Origin of the sequence: Marinobacterium aestuariivivens (assembly GCF_042661465.1) — a bacterium.
Taxonomy (GTDB): domain Bacteria; phylum Pseudomonadota; class Gammaproteobacteria; order Pseudomonadales; family Balneatricaceae; genus Marinobacterium_A; species Marinobacterium_A aestuariivivens.
Genome location: NZ_JBHSWE010000001.1, coordinates 3,549,145 through 3,570,645 on the forward strand (window position 1 = coordinate 3,549,145; position 21,501 = coordinate 3,570,645).

A 21,501-nucleotide genomic window follows, 5' to 3' on the forward strand; every position below is an offset into this window, starting at 1 on the left:
AGCAAGTTCCAGAAGAAAAGTTGACGTGGTGCTAAATGTTGTCTATATGTTGGATATATAGACAATGTATATCGGATGTATTTCAGCATGAAAGAGTCGAAGAATGAGCGTTTCCGGCGTCTCGCGGAATCCAGAGGAAATCGGCTGATACGCGAAATAGCCTTGCTGGGCAATCTTGCCAATCCAAAGAACTACTCCTACTCCGAGGACGAAGTGGAACGGCTGTTCGCCCCGATCGAGCAGGAATTGAAGGAAACAAGAGCACTTTTCAACATGAATTCTGAATCAGCAAGGAAGGTAAAATTCTCGTGAACATTGACGGATTCGGTTTCTACTTTGAAAAGCAGGGCAGATCTGGTGACGAAGGCCCTATTGACCCTTCCCAGCAGTACTTTGAGGGTTCTCATGCCGGCGATGCTGTTGTTCGGGAGACCGGACAGAACACCCTAGACAACCGGGGTAAGAGTGCTGAAGGCCCGATAAGGATGGAGTTCGAACTGGCATCAATGCTTACCGAGGAAATTCCCGGAATCGAGCAGTTACGGGAGCATCTGGATGCGGTAGCATCCCAGACCGTCGGCCAGCAGGGGCATGAACGCATGGTTCAGGCTGCAGAGCTGGCTAAACAGAAAGAAATCCCTGTCCTTCGTATATCTGATTACAACACCACCGGTTTAACCGGCAGTGAATCGCTCAGTTCCCGCAGTTCTCCACTCAGTCGGCTGACACGAGGAAAGGGCGGATCGGAGGATGATGAACGCGGTGGTTCATTCGGAATTGGGGCTGCCGTCGGCCCCATGGCATCGAATTTGTCAACGGTAATCTATACCTCCCTTCCTGAGGACTCTGACCGGTCGGTTATGGCTGGGTACACAAGGCTCGCAACACATGAACTGGAAGGGATTAGCTATAGGGCTGAGGGATACATCACCTTACTGGACGCAGATGACTTCTCATATCCACGGCCGGCACCGGCAATTGGTCCCTTCGATGAGCGGACTGAGCCCGGTACGGACATTTACATTCTCGGCTATCGGATGGCTGAAGATGATCCCGAACTGGAACGCCTCCGCGAAGCACTAATAGACAACTTCATGGCGGCTATTGATCAAGGCCGACTCGTGGTCGAGGGGTGTGCCCTCGGCAATCATTGGAGACTTGATGTAGACACGCTCGGAGGGTTCGCAAAAAAACGGCCCGAATTACACGCTTTTTATCGAGCGCTGAAGGACCCAGATCCCACGGAGGCGGATCTGCCGCATGTTGGTAAAGTGCGGCTGTATGTGAACATTGATGATCGGCTGGAAAAGAAACTGCACACCATAACTATGCGTGCACCGTTGATGAAGATTGATACCTTTAAACACAATTCCATTTCCGCCAAGTACGCGGCGGTTCTGATTTGCGAGGAGACTAAAGGCAATAAGTACCTGCGTACTCTCGAGCCCCCCAGCATCACATGTGGGATGCTGCCAGAGATCCACATTATGGTGTCACTGTGGTGCGTTCGCTCAAGGAATTTGTCAGAGAGGCGCTCAAAGACCGGGTCAGGGAGGAAATCGGCGACCTTGTGGAAATAGATGGTCTTGCGCGATTCCTTCCCACGAATAGCGTGGGGGATGGGAGATCCGGAGACCCCGCCATGCCTACTTCTGAACTAGATGCAGAAGGCAGCACGATTGAATCTAGCTCTGTCACCGGTGCCCGGTCAGATGTTGAACCGGTCGTTCAGAAGCCCGGCAGGAAAGTGCAGGTTAAAGTGCGCAGACCGGCAGTAGGCGGAGTTGATGATGAAGAAATCGAGCAGGGTCGTGACCGTGGTGGACCCCGCCGAAGAAAAAGAGAAGGCGGTCCTCTTCCGGGATTTGGTGCAGACGGTGAGGGAGCATCCCGTATCCGGGGGCGCGATCTTCGCTTCAGAAGCTGGAGCGCACCAACTGACGATGCGACAGCTGCTATTATCGCAGTCGCAATTATTGCCGAAAGTGATGAGTCGGGCGACTTGGAGCTTGTAGCGCTGGGTCCGGGAGGCGAGCCTGAGAAAGGTTTTGAGCTCGGGATTTCTAGAGCGGTCCTGCATGGGCCTGATGGTAAAGTAGATGTCAGTTTTTCCGGAAATATGCTCAGGAACATCAGACTGTCACAAGGTCAGAAGACCCGTATTGATATTTATGTTCCGGCTGGCGAGCGGTATCGCCTGGAGGCTGTCTGATGGCAAAACGTGGCTCCTATCCTCACCCAATAATCGATGAGTCTGACGATGTAGACTCTCAATTCGAGGTTCGCAATGTTTGTGTTGGAACGACACAGCAGGACATCGAAGTCACATACGAGATTCTGGCTGATGACCAAGACCTGATCAGATTGCTGGACAGCGGCGAGGCCATGCATAGCCTTCGCTGGAGCTGCTCCTCAACCATATCGACAGGTGAGATGGAACCAGCTGTATACCAGCGAACTGAGGCAGGCATGCACCTCAGGGCGTGGCTGGATCAGGATCTCGTAAAGGGGGATGTAGTTTTAGAATTTCGTGTGATTACAACCAGTGCCATTTCGGGCTACTCATGGGAGAGGCAGCACGATGACTACGGAGCTGCAGCGTTTGATCTGCAGCCGGGGGATCTGCTGGCAGAGGGGGAACGACCAGGTTCGGAGTTAACAAGCTCTACGATCCGCTGGACCCTCCAGTTGGCAGCTGTTTCAGTTTCGTCCGCAGTACCAGCCGTCACAAGCGAATACTTGTGACTTTCGACAGCGACGAGACTGTTCATGTTCAGCTGCCCGCAAAAACGTTCGATAACTTCAAATTGTTCAGCAACAGGCCGGACCTCCAGATTAGCTTGGTTGTACTACCAGCACTTATAGAAACGCTTTTTTTATGAAAGCTAACAGGGATGCTGAGCCACTTGATGACAAGGCTTGGTTCATTGTAATTGACCAGCTTGTGGAAGATCGAGGGGGTGGGAACAATCCATTCTTGACCTTGCGCAAAAGATCCTTGAGAGCCCGATTGACTCTGCTATTTGTGCTGGGCTGACAACAGAGGATGAATACTGATGACCAAAGTACCTGAAGTTAGGGCGCTCACTGAATCCGCGGTACTCGACCTCTTTGCCCAACTTGAGTCAGCATCTGAACCTGAAGTATTTCTGGCCAGTGCCAATGCCATCCTGACTAAGACCGATAATCAGCTGGCACTGCCCGTCAGCTTGGGCGTTCCCGATATGCTCAAGGCAACGGGTACCAGAGCAGTTGATATTGAAAATGCACCTTGCGTTCATGAGTATCTAGGGGAGTTGAAACTCGCAAATGCCGCAGATGCCCGATTGTGGAACTACCTTGCATTCGGCACATACCGCACTTATATGGAGGCGAGATGGCCACTACTGGCATCTGACTCAGACAGAGATGCCTGGAAACGACGTGTAAAAGACCGCTGGATGCTTCCCATTGGTTCAATTACTCGAGGTAGGCTCGTGCGCCATGGAATCGCCCGTCTCTGGTGGGTTGCTCATCTTACTTATTCGCCACATGCGACAGAAGGCATAGCAAAGGATGACCCATACGCATACACCCGCGAGGTGTTCAGAAGCGAAGATCGTCTGAACGCGATATTTGACAGGGAAGTCGGGGCCTTTCCGCACGTAAGAGCTGCCGTGCTGGACCATGCAGCAAATCTCGGGGCCGAAGCAACTGACAAGTACCTCCATCGCGTCATGCAGTACCTGACTTTGGTACATGGATATCGTGACGTGGGCGCCTTGGATGCTGAGGGGATCAACAACCTGGTCAGCCTCGCTGCCGCGCATGCCTTAGCAGGTGCTCAGGCAACCAATGCCTGAAACTAACAGTATAAATAAATTGGAGCAGGTCAGGTATCTCGGTCTGCTTCTCCTTGGCTGCCATGATTCTGTCTATCATCTGCTTGGCAGCTGACTCCAACTCCGGTACTACGACCGTGTTTCCGAGCTGGCGGTATGCTTAGGTGTATTAAAACGGAAATAAAAGAAAAACAAGAAATACCGATCTATAGAACTTTTGTTGTGCCGACGATATCTTGATCGATTATGGTCAGCCATAAGCTAGGATGGATGTATTTCCATGCTCCTGTGGATTACTGCGGCTACAGGTACGGCTTCGCGCTCTTTTGCGATACCGGGCATTAGCAGTAGTATTAAATGTTTTGAAATCCTCATATCACCCGGTTACTCTTGTCGCAACAGGAAGACAAGGAGTTCGATATGAGGTGGTTCTTCTCCCCGCAGCTCCCCGGCCAGGTCGAGACCGAGGTTACACAACGAGATCAGTTCAGTAACGATGAGGTCGAGCTTTCTGAAACGATAATCCGGGAAGCCATTCAGAACTCCCTAGACGCAGCGGCTGATGATCCTCCCAAGGTCCATGTATCAATTCGGATGCTGACTGCTGACGACGGCTTGGACGATGCATTTCTGGGGGGCATACTTGATGAACAGCTGGTGCATGCGCGTGCCGCAGGGCTTGATCTGAGTGATGTACCTTTTGATTCCCCGTCTATTCTATTGATAGAGGACTTCGGTACGAAGGGTCTTACGGGCAGCGTAAGCAGCAAGGATAATGACAACTTTTCGGACTTCTGGCGTCGTCATGGCAAATCCCATAAAACGGGTAAAAGTCGTGGGCGCTGGGGGTTGGGAAAGCTGGTGTATTCCGCAACCAGCCAAGTCGGTGTTTTTTTTGGTGTGACACTCCGCGATGGAGACAGCATTCCCCATCTTATGGGGCAGACTGTCCTGAAGCTACGGCAGGTGGATGAGCTTGAGTACCCTCCGCATGCTTTCTTCGCTCACGTAGAGAATGCAGGGGACCGACTGAGGGAGTTCCCTGTCCCGGGTGAGGATCTGGAGGAGGTCAACCGCTATATCAAGCAATTCGGGGTACAGCGAAAAGCCGGAGAGAACGGACTCTCAATAATCATTCCGTTTCCCAACCCTAAATTCAGTATAGAAGCGATGATCGGAACCGCCATCGCGAACTATTTTTACCCGATTATTACGAAGCAGCTAACCTTGCGCTTCGGTGAGCTGGATGTTGACGCATCTAACATCAGGAAATTGGCGCATCAGTACGCTAAGGATAAGTTTGCTGATATCGAGGCCTTGTTCGATTTCGTTGAAGAGGCCTATGCGCTTGAAGGCTCGAAAATACAACCGATGCGTTTGAGCTGGATCGATGATGGGCGGCTGGATGAAGACGACTTTGAGCCTGAAGTACTTGATAGCATCAGGGAGCGGTACGCTGAAGGTAAGCTCGTCAGCCTGAGTTTACCAGTCACTTTAACTAAAAAAGTGGTGAGCGCGAAAGCACCTATTTCGCGGTATTTCTCAAAAAGCCCACTGACCTGAGTAAAGGGGTCGACCTGTATGTTCGTGGCGGGCTGACCCTGCCTGGTGAGACTAAATTCAGAGACCGGAAAGCCCTCGGAGCAATGATTGCTGATCAGGAAGAAATATGCTCTTTTCTCGGATATGCGGAGAATGCTGCTCACACGAAGTGGATAGGGAGTGCCGAGAAGCTGAAGGAGCACTACAGGAATCCGAATAAGCCCATCCAGGCAATCAAGCAGTCTCTTGTTCAGCTATACGACCTTTTATCTGAAGAAATTGAAGAGGTTGATGAGCAGGCCCTCCATGATTTCTTCTGGATTGATGAACCGGGAGCTGATGGGCCTTCAAAGAAAAAGCAGAAAAAAACACCTATCGTAATACCTCCCCCGAAAGAGCCTAGCCAAAGGCATTTCAGTATTTCAACTGTTGATGGTGGTTTTTCCGTTGTCACTCCGAAGGATGCTTGCCCTGATAACTATCCACAGGCGGTAAAGATTGAGGTGGCTTACGATGTGGAAGCCGGGAATCCATTTAAAAAATACTCCCCGCACGATTTCAAACTTGGACAGGGTGGGAATCTGAAGATAGCTCTTACGAAAGAAACCGGCAAGGTTGTGAGCAGAGCTGAAAATGTATTGCAGCTGGAAGTGAAAAGCCCCCGTTTGGGCTGCATGTGACCGGGTTTGACGATAACCGTGATGTGAAAGTAAAACTGACTAGAGAGGGCTGGTCTGATGCAGAAAACGATTAACCACACTGGTCGTCGAAGAATAGAACTTAGCGAGCTTAGGATCTTTATCGAATCTGCGGCGGACGGGGTGCCTGAATTCAGTGTGGATTTCAGCCTCAACAAGAAGGGCCTGCCAGAAGAAGCACAGATCTATATAGAGGCGTACCGCAAAAACACACTTCAGCGGTTCCAATTCGGCCAAGTAGGTCGTATTTCACCACCTGCAACGACGCGACTTGATCAACTCGAACTTAGTGGCCCTGTATTGTTCAGAGCACTTATTGTCGATGAGAGTGAGCATGTTGGACGCCTCATAGCTAAGGCCGAGGCGCTCCGGCCGGAGGGGATAATGACGAGGATAATAAAGCGAGTCTTTTGACTGTCCGTTCCGGACCTTTGGGACAGGTTACCTGGAGGATTGACTTTGAAACAGGTGGCAAACCACAGCTTTGTATCAACAGCAAAATCCCAAATGCCGTTGACCAGATAAAAAGCAATCCGATGTTTCAGGCTTTAGTGCTTCCAGCAGCGTTGCGTCAGATTCTTCTTCATTATCTGTGGAACGATGATGAAGACAACCAAGAAGCGGACGGATGGCTCAGGTTTGCTGAACACATCGCGATTGAAAGACCAGTTGAAAAAGATCCTCTTACTTTGAACAACTGGGTGGAGGATGTAGTGGACAGCTTCAGCAAACAGTTTGGGCTTTGTGATCAGCTGATCAGGTCAATGGAGGATGATAATGATTGAACGCAAGCTTAACGAAGCCGGCCTGATTGAGTTCGAAAACTTTATCCTAGAGCTTCGAAACGAAGGTACCCCGAGCACGCCCATTTACCTGCTGAATGAGGACTCGACATCAGAGCCCATCGGTGAGTCACTGCCATTGGTAAATACCAATTTCGAAACCCGCTATCTGCTGGGCGAACATCTGGTAGATACCTTGGGTGGCACCGCAGATGCAGCTCGCTTTTTTGGTGACCGGGGCTTCTGGAGTGGTCTCGCGCTGTTCTGGTTCGACCTGCTTTGTCCGGCTAGGGATGACGGGTCCCGGAAGCCTAGCAAGGAATACAATTACATACTTAGTGAAAACTTTAATCACCGCCCCCGGCATTCTGTTTTCACTACTTGGCAGCTCGTCTCGCGTTATGGTGAGGACGCTAAGTTCCTGCTCAATGGCGCATTGCCTGTCAGGGGTGAACTGGTCGAACAGCTAATGGCAAGACAGTACCTGCTGAGTTGCGAAGGGGTTATAAGAACTGCGAGTCAGCTCTACTACGATCCTGAACGCAATACTTACAAAAAAGGTGCGGCTGCAAGAAAAAGCGCGGGATGTATCGCCAGATATATAAGCTGGATGGACCAACTGAAGGTCAATTATGACCTTTTTGCTATGAGCCCCGATGACTTTTTCAGCCTGATGCCGGCTGAATTCGATCGGTTCAGGCAGGCCTGAAAAACGGGAGTGCTATGCCAGACTGAACATGCTGATTCTATGCTATTCGTTGTGAGTGATTCTTCTTCATAGCCTAATGGAAACAGTTCCTGTAGTGATTCGATGATCCAAGACAACGATTTTACTGGTAAAGTCATGCCTTAACAGAGGTGTTAAATGGCAAGATAGCGTTAAGCGTCGGGCGAACCAGTCCAGAGCATCAAATTGCCGTCTGGCAATAGTGTCCACCTATTTGTCAGTAAGGTTAATAACTAGTGTGAAGTGATATCGGAAGGTATTGAACTGCTCGAGCTGCCAAGCGTCAGCCATTGGGCTATTGACGAAATCAGTGATGACGTATTCACTTTGTTCCTTCCCCGAATAGCACATTCCCAGACAGTGAGAACCTTCCAGCCAAGTTCTTCTAATTCTTTTTGGGCTAAAAGGTCTCTCTTTTTATTTTGGTTAAGCTTTTTAATCCACCATTCTGTTCGGGTTTTAGGTATTTTGAAAAGTGAGCAGCAGTGCATGTGCCAAAAGCATCCATGCACAAAAATCACTGCTTTGTACTTTGGAAATACAAGATCAGGCTTGCCTGGAAGGCGAGAGTCATGAATTCTATACCTGAAGCCAAGAGAGTGTAAGTGGGACCTTACCAATAACTCAGGCTTGGTATTGCCCGGTTTTATCGCAGCCATGTTACGGCTGCGAGTTTTTTGGTCGTGTACATCGGTCATGGCTACATTAGTTCTAATTGTTGGTCATTTTTTATTTTGTCTTTGGCCTTTTGATGTTCAGAGATAACAGTCTCTTCTCTATTAATTACTGCTTTCACTATTTTAGCGATTTCAAAAGCGAGTAATGGAGGTACTGCGTTACCTACTTGCTTGAACTGCTCCGTTCTGGGTCCTTGAAAGAAGTAGTTATCAGGAAATGTCTGCAATCTCGCTGCTTCACGCACAGTCAAACTACGACCTTGACTAGGGTCTGGGTGAATGAAGTAGTGCCCATCTTTTGAAATATGGCTTGTTATAGTTGTAGATGGAGTTTGGTACATTTGTACTCTAAATCGATCTGCAAACTTGCCTGTTTCCCAATTCTTGTGTTCGGGGCGTAGCATAGGAAGAGAAAATTCTTGGTGCCCCTTCGGTGACTTTTTAAAGGCTGATGCAAAACATGAAGCATAAATGTACCTTCGCAGATCCTCTGACATATGTCCTCGTGACTCGTGATTTAGCCATACTTCCAATTTACTACCGTCTTTTTGATACCAATGATCAAAAGTGGGATTGGAAATTTTGAGATGGCCCGATAGGTTCTTATTATATCGAAGACCTCCTGGTGCTCTATTGTTTTCGATATTAAACTTAGCATCGCTAAGATATGGAAGCAGCTCTTCTAATTTTAAAGAAGGATAGTTTTTTATGTATGATATCAAATCATCGATATGATCTGATATTAAAACTCGCCAGTTGTCTGGTGAGTCTTTTTCTTTGCTTAACGTGCTTCTTAAAGGAGGTATACCTTCAAGCGCCTCTTGAACAGTTGTTGTTTTTTTCTCTGTCAGGACTCCACAATTGACTTTGATGTCCTCCCTAATACCTATAAGTATTACTCGATGCCTAGCTTGTGGGATGCCGTACTTCTCTGCTTTAACGACAAACTTACGAGCATCAAAGTCTTCAGGCGAGTCGTTATGATGAAAAGTGTCACCTGTTACAAGTGAACAAATACGATACTTACTATTTTCGTCTTCTTCTTCAAATCCTAACGCTTTGTTTGGATTCGAAAGATCTCTGAGAATCTCGTGAAAAATAGGCTTCTCATTTACTTTTGATGACAGGATTCCTTTAACATTTTCCATGACAAATACAGAGGGTGAGTACCTTTGAATAATTCTTAAGTACTCTTTATACAGGAAGTGTCGATGATCAGACTCAGCTTTATAATCAGCAATGCCTTTGTTTCTAGCTCTTCCAACTAGTGAATATGCTTGGCAAGGGGGCCGCCAATGAGTACCCAGTCTTGGTCGCTATTCCCCAATCCAGCTTTGTTGATTTGCTCTTCCAGCTCATCGTTTCCTTTCGGAGAACCGAGCTTAATCTGGCGTGCTTCTTCGCCTGACAAAACCCACAAGTCTTCAGTGTGTTCGCTGTATGGAACTGGAGCTTTTCCATTACAAAAGGCGAAATAGTCACCAAGATGCTCAGGTCTGTTGGCTTTTAGAAGGCGAAAAAATGCCCGGAGTCTCAGTGTAGCGCGGGCGTGAGTGTCCATCTCGGCGGAGACTGCTATCTCAAATGCGTTTTCTAAGGACGAAAAGCCCTCGCCGAGACCGCCGGGACCGGCGAATAGATCTACGATTTTTGTTGAAGACATCTGATGATTGTATCGTGTGTTAGATGGCTGCCAGGATATCAGGGGGACGTCGCTAGGCAACAGATAGAGCCTCCCTAGCGTTAATGTAGAATGTATTTCTCGTTTCAGCAGACCATCACCATCGACTCGTTGGATACCTTCACGCGGAAGACGCAGGAGGTCTTGGATTGGCGTTTCGCTCATTACAGGGATCGCTTGCCACGATCGTCCTTCGCCGACGTTACGACCACAGCGAACGACAGCGACGCGCCGGCCGCCGCAACCCCAGTTGCCGTTCTTTCCCAATATCCGCATCGCCTGCGGACATTTCAAAACCGGTAGCGCCGATGCCGAAGAGTTCGTGCGCATGCCCACGGGTTTCGGCGCGCTCAGCCAGGGGCGGCATTTCATCGCGCGCGCCTCCGGCAACTCGATGAACGGCGGCCGCAACCCCATCCAGGATGGCGACTATCTGCTGCTGGAGCAGATTACCTCGTCAACCGCCGGCAGCATCACCGGCGCTTCGCGACATGCCCGGTCAGGCTGGAAATTGTCCCTTGAGATGATCGGCAAGTCGCAACGCCAGCGCCACGATGGTCAGCGTCGGATTCATGTAACCGCTGGTGGTAAAAACGGAGCTGCCGGCGATATAGAGGTTGGTCACCGAGTGCAGGCGGCAGTTCCGATCCACGACGCCCTCTTTGGGGTTGTCGGCCATCCGTGTCGTGCCCATATGGTGAGAACCCCAGTTCAGCGAATCGGGCCAGTTCACCTGGTTTGTCGTCAGCCAGTCGGCCAGCTGGACGTGCCCCAGGCCCAGACGGCCAAGCTCTTCCCCGATCAGTTCGAGGCTGATCCGTATCGTTTGAAAATCGAGTTCCGTGAGCCGCCAGTCCAGCAAGACCTTGTTGAGTCCCAGGGCGTCCCGTTCGTGGCTCAGGGTGATGCGGCTGTCCGGATTGGGGGCCTGTTCGCTGCGCGTGGTGAGATTGAAGAAGGCGCCTTGTTGTAACCTGCCGTCATCCAGGTCTGCCATGAGGGTTATCCGCTCTTTCTCCAGATCGGCCGGCCAGGCATCCCTGTCCGTACCGGCACGGGGATCGGGTGCCCGCGTGAAGGTGGCGCTGCAATTGAGAATCCGCCGCGTGCGCTGGGATAGCGGCGTTGGACACAGGCCGGCAAGGGCGCGCTGGTCCTCTTTTTCGATCGGTTCGAAAAGCGCCTTGATCCTGACCGGTTCGCGGGTGAATACCCGGGCCGAGCGTTGCACCATGGGATGATCCATGAAAAAGCGCCCGACCCGGTCGTATTGGTTGCCAAGTCCCGCCCTGGCGACCCGGTTGGAGAGCAGCAGGATGCGGGCGTTTTCTATCCCGCCGCAGGCGAGGACGAAATACCGGGCCCGCACCGACCCCTTGTGACCCCAGGGGTGCGAATCTGTGCCCTTAGCACCCGCGAGGCGTTTTCGTCGGTCTCGAGTTCGGTGACGTTGGCATAGAGGTAAGCCCGGATGTTGCCGGCCTCCCCGAGCTCGCGTCTGTAGACCGTGCCGAAGCGGGTCGGTGGACTGAACTGCCACAACTGCGCGTGCAGCTTGGCCGGGTGAAAATCCGGAAACCGGCGGGCGTCGTCTTCCCAGTCGGCAATCCCGTAGCGATAAGGGCCCAGCTCGCACAGGGCCTGCGCCGCCGGATAGTAGGCATCCAGCGCCTGCCTGCGGATCGGCCAGCCGCTATGGGGGACCCAGGGGCGCGCCTCGAAGTCGCTTTCGTCGAGCGGGCCGCACCAGCCTCCCCAGTGATTGGTGCTGCCGCCGAAATAGCGCAGGCGGGCCAGGTGCAGCTCCCAGTAGGGGAGTCCTCTTTTCTCGCCCCGGTAGAGGGACTGAATCTCCTCGTTCAATTCGTAGCCGCCGCTCTCCAGCAGGCAGACCTGGACCCCGGATCCGCGCAGTGCCCCGGCAAGCGTGATACCGGCCGCGCCGGCGCCGATGATACAGACATCGGCCTCGATCTCAGTGCCGTTGTCGAGTTGCCTGAAGTCGATAATCATGCGCAGGATGGCCTGTTAATTCAGGGGGAGAGCGCCAGCAGGGCGCAGAGAGAGGCCTCGGATTGCGCCAGTATCCAGCCCTCGAGGATGACGGTATTCCCGGCGAGAAAGTCCTGCCTGCGCCTCTGATCGATGGCGGTTTTTGACCCTGCCCCGCCGCCAGGCGGAGGGTTTTGACGCATGGCCAGGCCTGAATGTTCCAGCAACAGCGCAGGGTTGGCCCGTTCGGGGAAACGCTCCAGGTAACGCCGACCGATCGCCCTGGCGCCTGCGGGATCGAAAAGCAGCTGTTCGATCGCCGTCTCGATCGACTGGAGCGACAGCCGGCTTTCAGGGGCGGGTGCGGATCGGCCCAGCGTCTGGCCACTGCATAAACCGGGGACGCCCATTCCGCCACCCAGTATGAACAGGAGAAATTGCCTTCGTTGCATGGGGCGCACCGCCATCGTCTGCCAGGCTGAGCTGAAATCTATTGCTCATCGATAACAGTATGGTTCCGTGCCGGCGGAACAGCTAACGACGACGAGGCCTTGCACCGTTCCGCCGTCCAGCGGGCAGGCTGTTCACCGGCTTCCCAGGCCGCACGGTGCCGAGCTGCGAAGTGGGTTGGGCGAAACCGGCTGGACAGGCGCGCCTGTCATTGCGTAGCGGCGACCCGCTGTGTCAGAGCTTCCAGGAAGGTCCGGATCCGCCCGGCATTGGTGCCCAGGTCGCTGCGCCCCAGGCGCGAGGCGGAGCGCATGTCCACGCGTGTGCCGCCGTCGGTCTCGCTGAGGCGGATCACCACGTCATCCTTGAAGCCGAACCACAGGGTGGTGGCGGTGGCTTCCAGGCCATGGTCGGTGATGGCGACGATCTCCCAGCCCTGATCCAGTGCAGTGGTCTCCACGGCGTTGCGTACGAGGTCGAGCGGCAGGTCGAGGACGAGCGGCCGGATGTCGGGATAGGCCTCGATCTGCTGGCGGGCGGTGCCGGTGCCGGGATAGTCCACCGCGTTGGGGGCCGCCTCGCGCGCGGCGGCCAGAGCCACGAAGGCGGGCGGGTTCCCGGTGTCGGTGGTGATGTCGTGGATGGGAGGCACCTGCTGAGCCCGTTGCCAGAGCTGCCACGGCACGGCCAGCAGAGCCAGGGCGCTGACGACGACCAGGCCCGCGGCCAGCGCCGGGCCGGCGCGCCGGTTGAGCCCGGCGGCGAGCAGTGCCAGCATGCCCATGGCGCCGGCGCCGATGGCGACGTAAACGCCGTAGCGCAGCACCCCGAAGGCGGCACCCAGCCCGAGCCACTCCAGGCGGTAGCCCGGACCGGCGCCGGCCATCAGCAGTGCGGCGACGATCAGCAGCAGCAGGGCCAGCCAGGACAGGCGCGCCGGCCAGCGGCCACCGGTGATACGACTTCCCGAACGCAGGATGGACATTGCAGACTCCTCGGTATCGAAGCACGGCTGTTCTCAGCATACCTTCTATGGCTGTCGAGGTGACCGTCGGCCGACGCTTCGAATCAGGAAAGGGGTATCCGTTTTGGCTCAAGGTTGTTTGGATCAGCCAGAGCACGCCGAGATGCAGCGGGTAGTATACGTAGAAAACCCAACGCAGGCGGGGCAGGCGCAGATCGACGCGGGTGGCGGCCAGGATCAGCGGTACCGCCGCCAGGGCCCAGCCGTTGCCGTTGATGAGCCAGAGGCCGGCGCAGGCTGATAGCGCGACAACCGCCGCCGGCAACGACGGCTGTTTGCAGTAGGTCCAGACGGCGACGCCGAGGGCGAGGCCCAGCCACCAGTATTCCACCAGGTTGCCGCCGACGAGGAAGAGCACGCCGGCGGCGGCGAGGTCCCCGCGTTCGATCAGGTACAGCGTTGCGGTCAGCACCAGGAGCGTAAACAGGACGTTCAGCGGCAGCCATCCTGCATTTTGAAGCTGTCCCAGCGCGATAAAGGGCAGGGAGGCGAGGGCTCCTGCCAGGCCCAGGCGCCTGATCGTGCGCGGGTATGCACCCCGCCCGAGCAGGCCAGGCCGGGACAGGTTGTACGCGAGGACAAAGACGAAGACCGGCAGGGCGAGCCGGCCCATCTCGAACAGAACCGGAAGGCTGGCGTTGAACAGGTACCTGTTGACGTGATCGCCGGTCATCAGGATCAGCGCGAGCCACTTCAGGGCCTCGACGGTTCCATCGGCCAGGGTGAGGCGTGGAAGCGCAGGCCTGTCGGTCTGCATCAGGCCTTTCTATAGGGGTTGGGCAGCTTGAGGTTGAACTGAATCGCCAGTGCGCGCAGCACGAAAGCGACCAGGAAACCGCCGAGCAGGTCATAGCTGTCGGGAACATTCAGGCTGCTGAGGCCGAGGCAGGCAACGGAGCCGGCCAGTGCCGTGGTGATATAAAGCTCTTCGTTCATCAGTGTCAGGTTGCTGCCGCAGAGCACGTCGCGGGCGATGCCGCCAAACGTCGCCGTCATGACCCCCATGCAGATGGCAATCAGGGGCGAGGTGCCAAAATCCAGCGCGACTTTTGTTCCCACCACCGAAAACAGCGCCAGTCCGACCGCATCCATCCAGACCAGCGCCCGCGACAGCGAGGCCAGCCTGGGCGCCACGAAGTAGGTCGCCGCCGAGGAGACCAGACACACCAGTATCCAGACGGGTTCGCGAACCCAGAATACCGGTACGCTGCCCAGCAGCACATCGCGAAGCGTACCACCGCCGATTCCGGTCGCTGTGCCGATCAGCATAAAGCCGAGGATATCCATTCTGTGACGGGCCGCATCGAGAGCGCCGGATATGGCAAAAACGGCCACAGCGGCCAGGCCCATGATGTTCACAGCAGCGCTTATATCGAATGGCATCGTCTGTCGGGTCCAATTTTGTATGCGTCAACGCCCCGGGAACTTCGGCGGCAATCCTGTCCAGGTCGGGCCGTCTCAGCTGAAGCGCCCCGCCACGTACTATAACGACAACCGGTCTGTACCGTTACAGGAACTCCGGATTTTGTTCCTGCTGCCGCTGTCGTGAAGGCTGCCGGCAATGTCCGTCACCTGAGTTTGATGAGCTCGTAGATTTTCAATGGCATCTGCTTGCCCTTGACCTGAATTTCGACGGCAGGCCGCACCTCGACCAGGTCGGCGACACGTTCGTAGGTGGCGGCACTGAGCAGAATCTGGTCAAGACCGGCGTGCTCCTGGATGCGCTTGGCCGTGTTGACGTCATCGCTGATGGCGGTGTATTCGATCCGGTCCCGGGTGCCCACCAGCCCCAGCACGGCTTCCCCCACATGGATCCCGATGCCGAAGGAGAGCCGGAAGATGGGCGAGAGTTCGTCGTGCAGTACCCGGATTGCCTGGCGTATGGCGAGGGCGGCGCGGATTGCGCGTAACACGTGATCCTGCTGGGGCACCGGTGCATTGAACCAGGCCATCACGGCATCGCCGAGAAACTTGTCGATGGTACCCTCTTCGGCGAGTACCGCATTGGCCATGGCGGCAAGATAGCGGTTCAGCAGGCCGACCAGATCTTCTGCATTGAGCTGCTCGCTGATGCTGGTAAAGCCGTGGATATCGGCGAACAGTACGGTGATTTCGGTGCGCCGTCCCCCAGCTGCAGGTGTTCGGGGTCGAGTTGATCCAGGATGGCCGGCGACACCATGTGTTCGAGGAGCAGATGCTGCGCCTCCATGCGTTTCTTTTCGGTGATGTCGTCGACGACCAGGGCGATGCCCTGGGTGTCGTCGGCGGCCTTGAGCCCAGAGATGTTGAAGCGCAGGTGCACGGCCCCGCGCTGGGGCAGGTCATGGCTGAGTTCGATGCCGATCAGCGGCTCATCGGTCTTGCGTACCTTGTACAGATAGGGCAACAGCGAACTGCCGAGCGGCGGCAGCAGTTCGGCCAGGTTCAGGCCGACCAGTTGCGAGCTGTCCCGCAAGCCCAGGATGCGCAGGGCGGCACGGTTGCACATGCTGATATTGCCATCCAGATCGGCGGTGAAGACGCCGCTGACGATGGATGCAAAGAGGTTGTCGAGGAGGTTTTTCAGTTCGGTGGCTTCCGCGAGGGAACGGTTCAGTTTCTGTTCCCGGTCCTGCAGCTTGTCGGCCATGCTGTCGAAGGCGTGCGCCAGGTCCGCCAGTTCGCCCTCGCCGGGCGTACCGCCGGTGCGTGCGCCGAGATGACCGGCCTCCAGTTGCCGGGTGGCATCGCGAAGCGCATCCACCGAGCGCAGAATCCACGCATTGGCGAACCACCAGGCCAGCGCCAGTGCGACCAGGGCAACCAGGGCGAACACCAGCAGGTTGCGGATGAAGCGCTGATCGATTTCGGCGAACGCCAGGTGCCGGGGCACGGCTATGACCAGATAGGCGTTGTACTCCTCGTCACTGTCGGTGGCCTTGCCTCCCTGCAGGGGCGCAACGGCGAACAGGCTCGTTTCGCCGTTCAGGTTCCGGGTCTCGAAGGTCCCGGTTCCGCCGGTGGCGGTTATGCGCTGAAACAGCGGGGTTTCGGCGACCGAAGTGCCTGGCGCCTGTTGTGCGGACGGGTAATGCACCAGGATCGTCCCGTTGCGGTCGAGCAGGGTCAGGGAGGTGCCCGGCTCGAGCCCGGCCTGGGCGGCCTGCTTTTCGAGCCAGGCCAGATCGAGCGCGGCATAGACGATGCCCTGCAGGCCGCCCTCGTCATCGAGCACCGGCGAGCCGAAGTTGACCGCGGCCTTGCCGGTGATGCGGCCGATCTGGTAGTCGCCAATGGCGAAATCGCGCGTGCGCAGGGCGCCGATGGCATAGGAGCGGTCCGCCAGGTTCACGGGCCGGGTCATGCGCAGGGCGCTGCAGTAAATATCGCCGTCGAGATCTGCGGCACCCAGGTTGGTATAGAAAGGATACAGCCTTAAAAAATCGGCGAAGAGCGCGCTGCAGGCCGGGCCGTTCTGGTTCTGGACGGATGGCAGGTGGGCGAGGGCGGCCAGCAGCTGGCGGGCGCCCTCGATGAACTGCTGCTGCTGACCGACGGTCATGCGTATCAACCGCTGCATGTCGGTCTGCACCTTGGCGGCCGCTATGCGCCGGGCTTCGAGGTTGTTGCTGACGATCAGCACGAAGGCGGGCAATACCGCCAGTGCCACCAGCAGCAGGAGCCGGCTGCGCAGTCCCCGAAACTTTTGCGGCCATTGAGCCATCCCGAACGCCCCCTTGCGCAAATTGCCGGACCGACGGACGCTTCTGCGCGCCCGGGCCTGGACGATATCCCGCCAGCGGAGGCCTTGCCGACAGCCGGTTGCCCGGCTACCGGCAAGGCGCCAAACGGCGGTGCCTGCTGTAAAACATAGCCAAGTCCCGCGCCGGGGGCGTTAAAGGGCGGGATGGATTTGTTCAGGAGGGTCGCGGTTTATCCGCGGATCCGCGATAAGCCATGAAAACGGCCCTCCGGTCGGGGGATTGTAGGATGGGAGAAGCTGCCATGGGCCCTGTATTGCCGCATGGCACCGTCGCTCGGGGCAGCGTAACCCATCGATGATCCGGTTTCTGCGGTGCTGATCCGGAGCCCAAAGATGGGTTACACGACGCCCCGGCTGCGTAAGGGCGGACGTCCGGTGGCAGGCGTCGTTCTACCCATCCTACCCAATCTACATTCTTCGCAGGGAAGCGCGATGAGGCAAAACTTGGCCCTCCGGTCGGGGGATTGTAGGATGGGTGAAGCTGCCATGGGCCCTGTATTGCTGCATGGCACCGTCGCTCGGGGCAGCGTAACCCATCGATGATCCGGTTTCTGCGGTGCTGATCCGGAGCCCAAAGATGGGTTACACGACGCCCCGGCTGCGTAAGGGCGGATGTCCGGTGGCAGGCGTCGTTCCACCCATCCTACCCAATCTTCATTCTTGCCCTGGCGTTACGACAGGTCGGCGATCTCGCGCTCGATCATCCGCTTGATATGCGCCTCGTTGTCGACGATGGTTTCGCCGTCCTCGCGCAGCGACTTGATCAGCCCCACCATCATTCCCAGCAGCACGAAGGTGAAGGGCAGGGCGCCGGCGATCGATGCCGCCTGCAGCGACTTCATGGCCTGGTCACCGCCGAGTACCAGCAGGATCAGCGTTACGGCGCCGAGGACCGAGCCCCAGATGATGCGCTGCTGCACCGGCGGGCGGCGGCCGAACGCCAGCAGGCGGCCCAGCACCAGGGTGCCGGAATCGGCGGAGGTGACGAAGAAAATGACCACCACCGCCAGCGCCGCGGCTTTGGCCAGCGTCGCGATGGTGCCGGGTGTCAGCACGTCGAAGATGGCGTAGAAGGCTCCGGCATAGTCCCAGTTGTTGACGGCGGCATCGTAGATCGTCATGTCGGTGCCGTAGATCGATTCGTAAATGCCGGCGGAGCCGAGCACGCCGAACCAGACCAGCGCCACGATGGACGGGATGAACATGACGCCGAGCATGAACTCGCGAATGGTGCGGCCGCGGGAGATGCGCGCGATGAACATGCCGACGAAGCCGGCCCAGGCGATCCACCAGCCCCAGTAGAAGATGGTCCAGCCGCCCTGCCAGACGCGCTCCTCGGGGCTGCGGGCGGTCCAGAGCGTCATGGAGACGGCGTCGGAGATGTAGTCACCTAGCGCGGTGACCGAGCTGGCGATCAGGTAGTTGGTATTGCTGGCCAGCAGGAAGTAGGACAGGATTGCGACACAGATCCAGGAGTTCAGTGTCGACAGCCGCTTGATGCCCTTGGCGACGCCGCTGGTCGCCGAGGCGGTGGCGACGATGGTGATGAGAACAATCGAGACGACCGTGACGGTCTGGGACTTTTCCGCCAGAAAGCCCAGCGAGACCAGGCCGGAGCCGATCTGCTCGACGCCGAGTCCGAGCGTCGTGGAGATGCCGAAGATGGTGCCGAATACGGTCAGGATATCGACGGTATGGCCAATCGGACCGTAGATCCTGTTGCCGATCAGCGGATAGAGCGCCGAGCGCATCGACAGCGGCAGTCCCTTGCGGAACGCGAAGTAGGCCAGCGACAGACCGACGATGCCGTACATGGCCCAGGCGATGGTGCCCCAGTGGAAGATCGTCAGCTTGAGACCGCCGGCGGCGGCCTCGGCGACCAGGTCGCTCGGCACCGGGAATCCCGCATCGCCGGGCAGCAGGCCATTTTCCAGCGCGATGCGTTTCGCCTCGAAAAAGGCCGCGACCGCCGCCTTGACCTCATGGCTGAGGAAGGGGTTGCCGCCGCTCCAGCCGCTGGCGAAATGGATCATCGGCTCGGATACGCCGAAGAACAGCAGGGCGGCGCCGGTGCCGCAGCCGAACAGCATCGAAAACCAGGCGAAGTTGCTGAATTCGGGCCGGTCGTCGTCACTGCCGAGCCGTATCCTGCCGACGCGGGAGAAGGTGACGTAGATGCAGACCAGGAACGCCAGAAACATCATCAGGACGTAGTACCATCCCAGGGTACTTTCGATCCAGGTTTTCAGTCCCAGAAACTGTTCGTTGGCTGTTTTACCGAGCAGAATCGCGTAAAGCATGAAAAACACGATCATGGTGATCGCGGTGATGCCCAGGGTGGAGTTTAATCCCTTCAATACCCCTCTGGGCTCGATAAGAGCATCTATCTTTTCACTGGAGAGCATGGGCTTTCCTCGTCAGACTGTGTTGGATTATTTGCTTTTATTTTAATTTTCATGTCCCAATAGCAATGAAAATATTCCTTCGTGCGCCCCTGGCGTTTTATTCGTAGATCACCGGAATCTACCGGCGATTAAAATTTCTTCGGGGAGGGCGGATAATCTTTTCTTTTCAGTAACTCCTTAAAAAACGGGCAGGCGGGCACTGCCTTTATTTTTTATTGACCACCGGTTTTATGCTGTCCTGCGAGGCGGATGCTGGCATTGATAATGCCCAGTGCCGGCGAGTCTGTAAACCGAGTGCAGGCTAATGGGTGTGATCATATTTGCTTATGTCGTGAGCGGTGTTGCACCCGTCGCTTCCGGGCATGTTGTCTGTATATACATGCTGTGAGCGGAGGAGGTGCTTTAATGGCATTAGTAATTATGATGTCAGCCATTAGCTCGGCCCCAGTTTACAGTGTCGATGACCCTAGGCAAGATCGAGCCAGGTTAACGCTGAAGTGACATTAACAAAACTAAGAGTTAAGCCGGCCTGAATTCATTGACAGGAGCACCCATGAGCACGCAACAGCCCAACATTCTCTTTATCATGGCCGATCAGATGGCGGCACCCGTACTGCCGATCTACAATCCGCAGTCGGTCGTCAAGACACCGAATCTCGATGCACTGGCCGAAGGTGGCGTGGTCTTCGATTCCGCCTACTGCAACAGCCCGCTCTGTGCGCCGTCTCGCTTCGTGCTGATGACCGGCCGTCTGCCGTCGAAGATCGGCGCCTACGACAATGCCGCGGAGCTGCCGGCCGATATTCCGACCTTTGCCCATTACCTGCGGGATGGCGGCTACCGCACCGCACTGTCCGGCAAGATGCATTTCTGCGGTCCGGACCAGTTGCACGGCTACGAAGAGCGCCTGACGAGCGACATCTACCCGGCGGACTTCGGCTGGGTCGTGAACTGGGATGAATTCGAGAAACGCCCGAGCTACTACCACAACATGTCCTCGATCACCCAGGCCGGGACCTGCGTGCGGACCAACCAGCTGGATTTCGATGACGAGGTGGTGTTCAACGCCAGGCGATACCTCTACGACCATGTGCGTGGCAACGACAAGCGTCCGTTCTGCCTGACCGTGTCGATGACCCATCCCCATGACCCCTACGCCTGCACCGAGGAGTACTGGAACCGTTACGACGACGTCGAGATCGACCTGCCGTCGGTCCAGATCGCCCCCAAGACCAGGATCCGCATTCCAGGCGCCTGCAGTTCGTCTACGAGGCCGACAAGACCGCCGTGACCGACGAGCAGGTACGCAATGCCCGTCGCGCCTATTACGGCAACATCAGCTACGTCGACGACAAGATCGGTGAACTGATGAAGACGCTGAAGGAGACCGGGCTCGACCGTAACACCATCGTCGTCTTCTCCGGCGACCACGGCGACATGCTGGGTGAGCGGGGCCTCTGGTACAAGATGAGCTGGTTCGAGCCGTCCGCCCGTGTGCCGATGATCGTCTATGCACCGGAGCAGTTCGCACCGCGACGGGTGGCGGCCAGCGTCTCGACCCTGGACCTGCTGCCGACCTTCCTGGAACTGGCGCAGGCCGGCCCGCCGGCCGAAACCGTTACGCCGATCGAGGGGCGCAGCCTGCTGCCGCACCTGAACGGCGAACAGGGGCACGACGAAGTGATCGGCGAATACATGGGCGAAGGCGCGATTGCCCCGCTGGTGATGATTCGTCGCGGCGCCTTCAAGTTCGTGCATACACCGGCCGATCCCGATCAGCTGTTCGACCTCAGCCGTGATCCGCAGGAACTGACCAACCTGGTTGGCAGCCCCGAACATGCAGGGCTGGTGGAGGAGTTCCGCCAGGAAGTCGCCGCGCGCTGGGATTTCGACCAGGTCACCGGGGACGTGCTCTGGAGCCAGCGTCGTCGTCGCCTCGTGGCGCGGTCGCTGACGAAGG

The 21,501-nt window shown here is 56.4% G+C and carries 22 protein-coding genes and 2 pseudogenes; 12 read left to right on the forward strand and 12 right to left on the reverse strand.

Annotated elements, in window-relative coordinates; translation table 11 throughout:
- Window positions 1–87 precede the first annotated feature (87 nt).
- The 10 genes from ACFQDL_RS18535 (at window position 88) to ACFQDL_RS18580 (ending at window position 7,552) form a co-directional block, all read left to right on the forward strand.
- Window positions 88–312: a hypothetical protein gene (locus ACFQDL_RS18535; protein ID WP_379910318.1), complete on the forward strand. Its 225-nt coding sequence runs from the start codon at window positions 88–90 to the stop codon at window positions 310–312.
- Window positions 309–1,580, forward strand: coding sequence for a hypothetical protein (locus ACFQDL_RS18540; protein ID WP_379910319.1), 1,272 nt, complete (start codon window positions 309–311; stop codon window positions 1,578–1,580). Before ACFQDL_RS18535 ends, ACFQDL_RS18540 begins: the two co-directional genes overlap by 4 nt.
- A gap of 62 nt (window positions 1,581–1,642) precedes the next feature.
- Entirely contained in the window at window positions 1,643–2,212 is a 570-nt protein-coding gene (locus tag ACFQDL_RS18545) for a hypothetical protein (RefSeq protein ID WP_379910320.1), read from the forward strand.
- Window positions 2,212–2,745: a hypothetical protein gene (locus tag ACFQDL_RS18550; protein ID WP_379910321.1), complete on the forward strand. Its 534-nt coding sequence runs from the start codon at window positions 2,212–2,214 to the stop codon at window positions 2,743–2,745. The genes ACFQDL_RS18545 and ACFQDL_RS18550 overlap by 1 nt, the downstream gene beginning before the upstream one ends.
- 311 nt (window positions 2,746–3,056) lie before the next feature.
- On the forward strand, window positions 3,057–3,842 hold the full coding sequence (locus ACFQDL_RS18555; protein WP_379910322.1) for a DUF6339 family protein: 786 nt from the start codon (window positions 3,057–3,059) through the stop codon (window positions 3,840–3,842).
- A gap of 399 nt (window positions 3,843–4,241) precedes the next feature.
- Window positions 4,242–5,384, forward strand: a complete 1,143-nt coding sequence (locus tag ACFQDL_RS18560) for a hypothetical protein (RefSeq protein WP_379910323.1) — start codon at window positions 4,242–4,244, stop codon at window positions 5,382–5,384.
- An 83-nt stretch (window positions 5,385–5,467) separates the two neighbouring features.
- A complete protein-coding gene (locus tag ACFQDL_RS18565; RefSeq protein ID WP_379910324.1) occupies window positions 5,468–6,043 on the forward strand; it encodes a hypothetical protein in 576 nt (191 codons plus the stop codon).
- 57 nt (window positions 6,044–6,100) lie between these two features.
- On the forward strand, window positions 6,101–6,475 hold the full coding sequence (locus ACFQDL_RS18570; RefSeq protein WP_379910325.1) for a hypothetical protein: 375 nt from the start codon (window positions 6,101–6,103) through the stop codon (window positions 6,473–6,475).
- Window positions 6,472–6,846, forward strand: a complete 375-nt coding sequence (locus tag ACFQDL_RS18575; RefSeq protein ID WP_379910326.1) for a hypothetical protein — start codon at window positions 6,472–6,474, stop codon at window positions 6,844–6,846. The genes ACFQDL_RS18570 and ACFQDL_RS18575 overlap by 4 nt, the downstream gene beginning before the upstream one ends.
- Complete coding sequence (locus tag ACFQDL_RS18580) at window positions 6,839–7,552, forward strand: hypothetical protein (protein ID WP_379910327.1); 714 nt, start codon at window positions 6,839–6,841, stop codon at window positions 7,550–7,552. The genes ACFQDL_RS18575 and ACFQDL_RS18580 overlap by 8 nt, the downstream gene beginning before the upstream one ends.
- Before the next feature lie 251 nt (window positions 7,553–7,803).
- On the opposite strand, the gene ACFQDL_RS18585 is transcribed toward ACFQDL_RS18580, so the two are convergent.
- From ACFQDL_RS18585 to ACFQDL_RS18640, 12 genes and pseudogenes are all read right to left on the reverse strand, one after another.
- Window positions 7,804–8,268, reverse strand: coding sequence for a very short patch repair endonuclease (locus ACFQDL_RS18585; protein ID WP_379910328.1), 465 nt, complete (start codon window positions 8,266–8,268; stop codon window positions 7,804–7,806).
- Window positions 8,269–8,270: 2 nt separating this feature from the next.
- Window positions 8,271–9,554 carry a DNA cytosine methyltransferase gene (locus ACFQDL_RS18590; RefSeq protein ID WP_379913168.1) on the reverse strand — a complete coding sequence of 428 codons (1,284 nt, stop codon included), beginning with the start codon at window positions 9,552–9,554 and terminating at the stop codon, window positions 8,271–8,273.
- Window positions 9,512–9,910, reverse strand: a complete 399-nt coding sequence (locus ACFQDL_RS18595) for a hypothetical protein (protein WP_379910329.1) — start codon at window positions 9,908–9,910, stop codon at window positions 9,512–9,514. The genes ACFQDL_RS18590 and ACFQDL_RS18595 overlap by 43 nt, the downstream gene beginning before the upstream one ends.
- Window positions 9,911–10,427: 517 nt before the next feature.
- Window positions 10,428–11,297: a GMC oxidoreductase gene (locus tag ACFQDL_RS18600; protein WP_379910330.1), complete on the reverse strand. Its 870-nt coding sequence runs from the start codon at window positions 11,295–11,297 to the stop codon at window positions 10,428–10,430.
- On the reverse strand, window positions 11,258–11,941 hold the full coding sequence (locus ACFQDL_RS18605) for an FAD-dependent oxidoreductase (protein ID WP_379910331.1): 684 nt from the start codon (window positions 11,939–11,941) through the stop codon (window positions 11,258–11,260). Before ACFQDL_RS18605 ends, ACFQDL_RS18600 begins: the two co-directional genes overlap by 40 nt.
- 20 nt (window positions 11,942–11,961) lie before the next feature.
- The gene (locus tag ACFQDL_RS18610) at window positions 11,962–12,372 is read right to left on the reverse strand and encodes a hypothetical protein (RefSeq protein WP_379910332.1); all 411 of its coding nucleotides are present in this window, start codon (window positions 12,370–12,372) and stop codon (window positions 11,962–11,964) included.
- A gap of 206 nt (window positions 12,373–12,578) precedes the next feature.
- Complete coding sequence (locus tag ACFQDL_RS18615; protein ID WP_379910333.1) at window positions 12,579–13,355, reverse strand: DUF1499 domain-containing protein; 777 nt, start codon at window positions 13,353–13,355, stop codon at window positions 12,579–12,581.
- A gap of 181 nt (window positions 13,356–13,536) precedes the next feature.
- A pseudogene (locus ACFQDL_RS18620) lies at window positions 13,537–14,151 on the reverse strand (TraX family protein); the annotation flags it as partial.
- Complete coding sequence (locus tag ACFQDL_RS18625) at window positions 14,151–14,777, reverse strand: trimeric intracellular cation channel family protein (protein ID WP_379910334.1); 627 nt, start codon at window positions 14,775–14,777, stop codon at window positions 14,151–14,153. The pseudogene ACFQDL_RS18620 and the gene ACFQDL_RS18625, both read right to left, overlap by 1 nt.
- Before the next feature lie 185 nt (window positions 14,778–14,962).
- Complete coding sequence (locus ACFQDL_RS18630; protein ID WP_379913170.1) at window positions 14,963–15,505, reverse strand: adenylate/guanylate cyclase domain-containing protein; 543 nt, start codon at window positions 15,503–15,505, stop codon at window positions 14,963–14,965.
- Entirely contained in the window at window positions 15,424–17,097 is a 1,674-nt protein-coding gene (locus ACFQDL_RS18635) for a cache domain-containing protein (protein WP_379910335.1), read from the reverse strand. Before ACFQDL_RS18635 ends, ACFQDL_RS18630 begins: the two co-directional genes overlap by 82 nt.
- Window positions 17,098–17,807: 710 nt before the next feature.
- Window positions 17,808–19,541 carry a BCCT family transporter gene (locus tag ACFQDL_RS18640; RefSeq protein WP_379910336.1) on the reverse strand — a complete coding sequence of 578 codons (1,734 nt, stop codon included), beginning with the start codon at window positions 19,539–19,541 and terminating at the stop codon, window positions 17,808–17,810.
- 553 nt (window positions 19,542–20,094) lie between these two features.
- Here ACFQDL_RS18640 and ACFQDL_RS18645 point away from each other — a divergent pair.
- Window positions 20,095–20,832 (forward strand): sulfatase-like hydrolase/transferase, encoded by a 738-nt coding sequence (locus ACFQDL_RS18645; RefSeq protein WP_379910337.1) that lies wholly within the window; start codon window positions 20,095–20,097, stop codon window positions 20,830–20,832.
- Window positions 20,829–21,356: pseudogene (locus ACFQDL_RS18650) on the forward strand (sulfatase-like hydrolase/transferase); the annotation flags it as partial. The gene ACFQDL_RS18645 and the pseudogene ACFQDL_RS18650, both read left to right, overlap by 4 nt.
- Between the last annotated feature and the right edge of the window lie 145 nt (window positions 21,357–21,501).

Excerpts from the sequence above, each read along its gene's own strand:
- ACFQDL_RS18595 (WP_379910329.1), bottom strand. The coding sequence starts at position 9,910 with ATGTCTTCAACAAAAATCGTAGATCTATTCGCCGGTCCCGGCGGTCTC.
- ACFQDL_RS18545 (WP_379910320.1), top strand. The coding sequence starts at position 1,643 with ATGCCTACTTCTGAACTAGATGCAGAAGGCAGCACGATTGAATCTAGC.
- ACFQDL_RS18555 (WP_379910322.1), top strand. The coding sequence starts at position 3,057 with ATGACCAAAGTACCTGAAGTTAGGGCGCTCACTGAATCCGCGGTACTC.
- ACFQDL_RS18645 (WP_379910337.1), top strand. The coding sequence starts at position 20,095 with ATGAGCACGCAACAGCCCAACATTCTCTTTATCATGGCCGATCAGATG.
- ACFQDL_RS18565 (WP_379910324.1), top strand. The coding sequence starts at position 5,468 with ATGATTGCTGATCAGGAAGAAATATGCTCTTTTCTCGGATATGCGGAG.
- ACFQDL_RS18635 (WP_379910335.1), bottom strand. The coding sequence starts at position 17,097 with ATGGCTCAATGGCCGCAAAAGTTTCGGGGACTGCGCAGCCGGCTCCTG.
- ACFQDL_RS18615 (WP_379910333.1), bottom strand. The coding sequence starts at position 13,355 with ATGTCCATCCTGCGTTCGGGAAGTCGTATCACCGGTGGCCGCTGGCCG.
- ACFQDL_RS18580 (WP_379910327.1), top strand. The coding sequence starts at position 6,839 with ATGATTGAACGCAAGCTTAACGAAGCCGGCCTGATTGAGTTCGAAAAC.
- ACFQDL_RS18640 (WP_379910336.1), bottom strand. The coding sequence starts at position 19,541 with ATGCTCTCCAGTGAAAAGATAGATGCTCTTATCGAGCCCAGAGGGGTA.
- ACFQDL_RS18585 (WP_379910328.1), bottom strand. The coding sequence starts at position 8,268 with ATGACCGATGTACACGACCAAAAAACTCGCAGCCGTAACATGGCTGCG.
- ACFQDL_RS18570 (WP_379910325.1), top strand. The coding sequence starts at position 6,101 with ATGCAGAAAACGATTAACCACACTGGTCGTCGAAGAATAGAACTTAGC.
- ACFQDL_RS18610 (WP_379910332.1), bottom strand. The coding sequence starts at position 12,372 with ATGCAACGAAGGCAATTTCTCCTGTTCATACTGGGTGGCGGAATGGGC.
- ACFQDL_RS18535 (WP_379910318.1), top strand. The coding sequence starts at position 88 with ATGAAAGAGTCGAAGAATGAGCGTTTCCGGCGTCTCGCGGAATCCAGA.
- ACFQDL_RS18560 (WP_379910323.1), top strand. The coding sequence starts at position 4,242 with ATGAGGTGGTTCTTCTCCCCGCAGCTCCCCGGCCAGGTCGAGACCGAG.
- ACFQDL_RS18550 (WP_379910321.1), top strand. The coding sequence starts at position 2,212 with ATGGCAAAACGTGGCTCCTATCCTCACCCAATAATCGATGAGTCTGAC.
- ACFQDL_RS18605 (WP_379910331.1), bottom strand. The coding sequence starts at position 11,941 with ATGATTATCGACTTCAGGCAACTCGACAACGGCACTGAGATCGAGGCC.
- ACFQDL_RS18625 (WP_379910334.1), bottom strand. The coding sequence starts at position 14,777 with ATGCCATTCGATATAAGCGCTGCTGTGAACATCATGGGCCTGGCCGCT.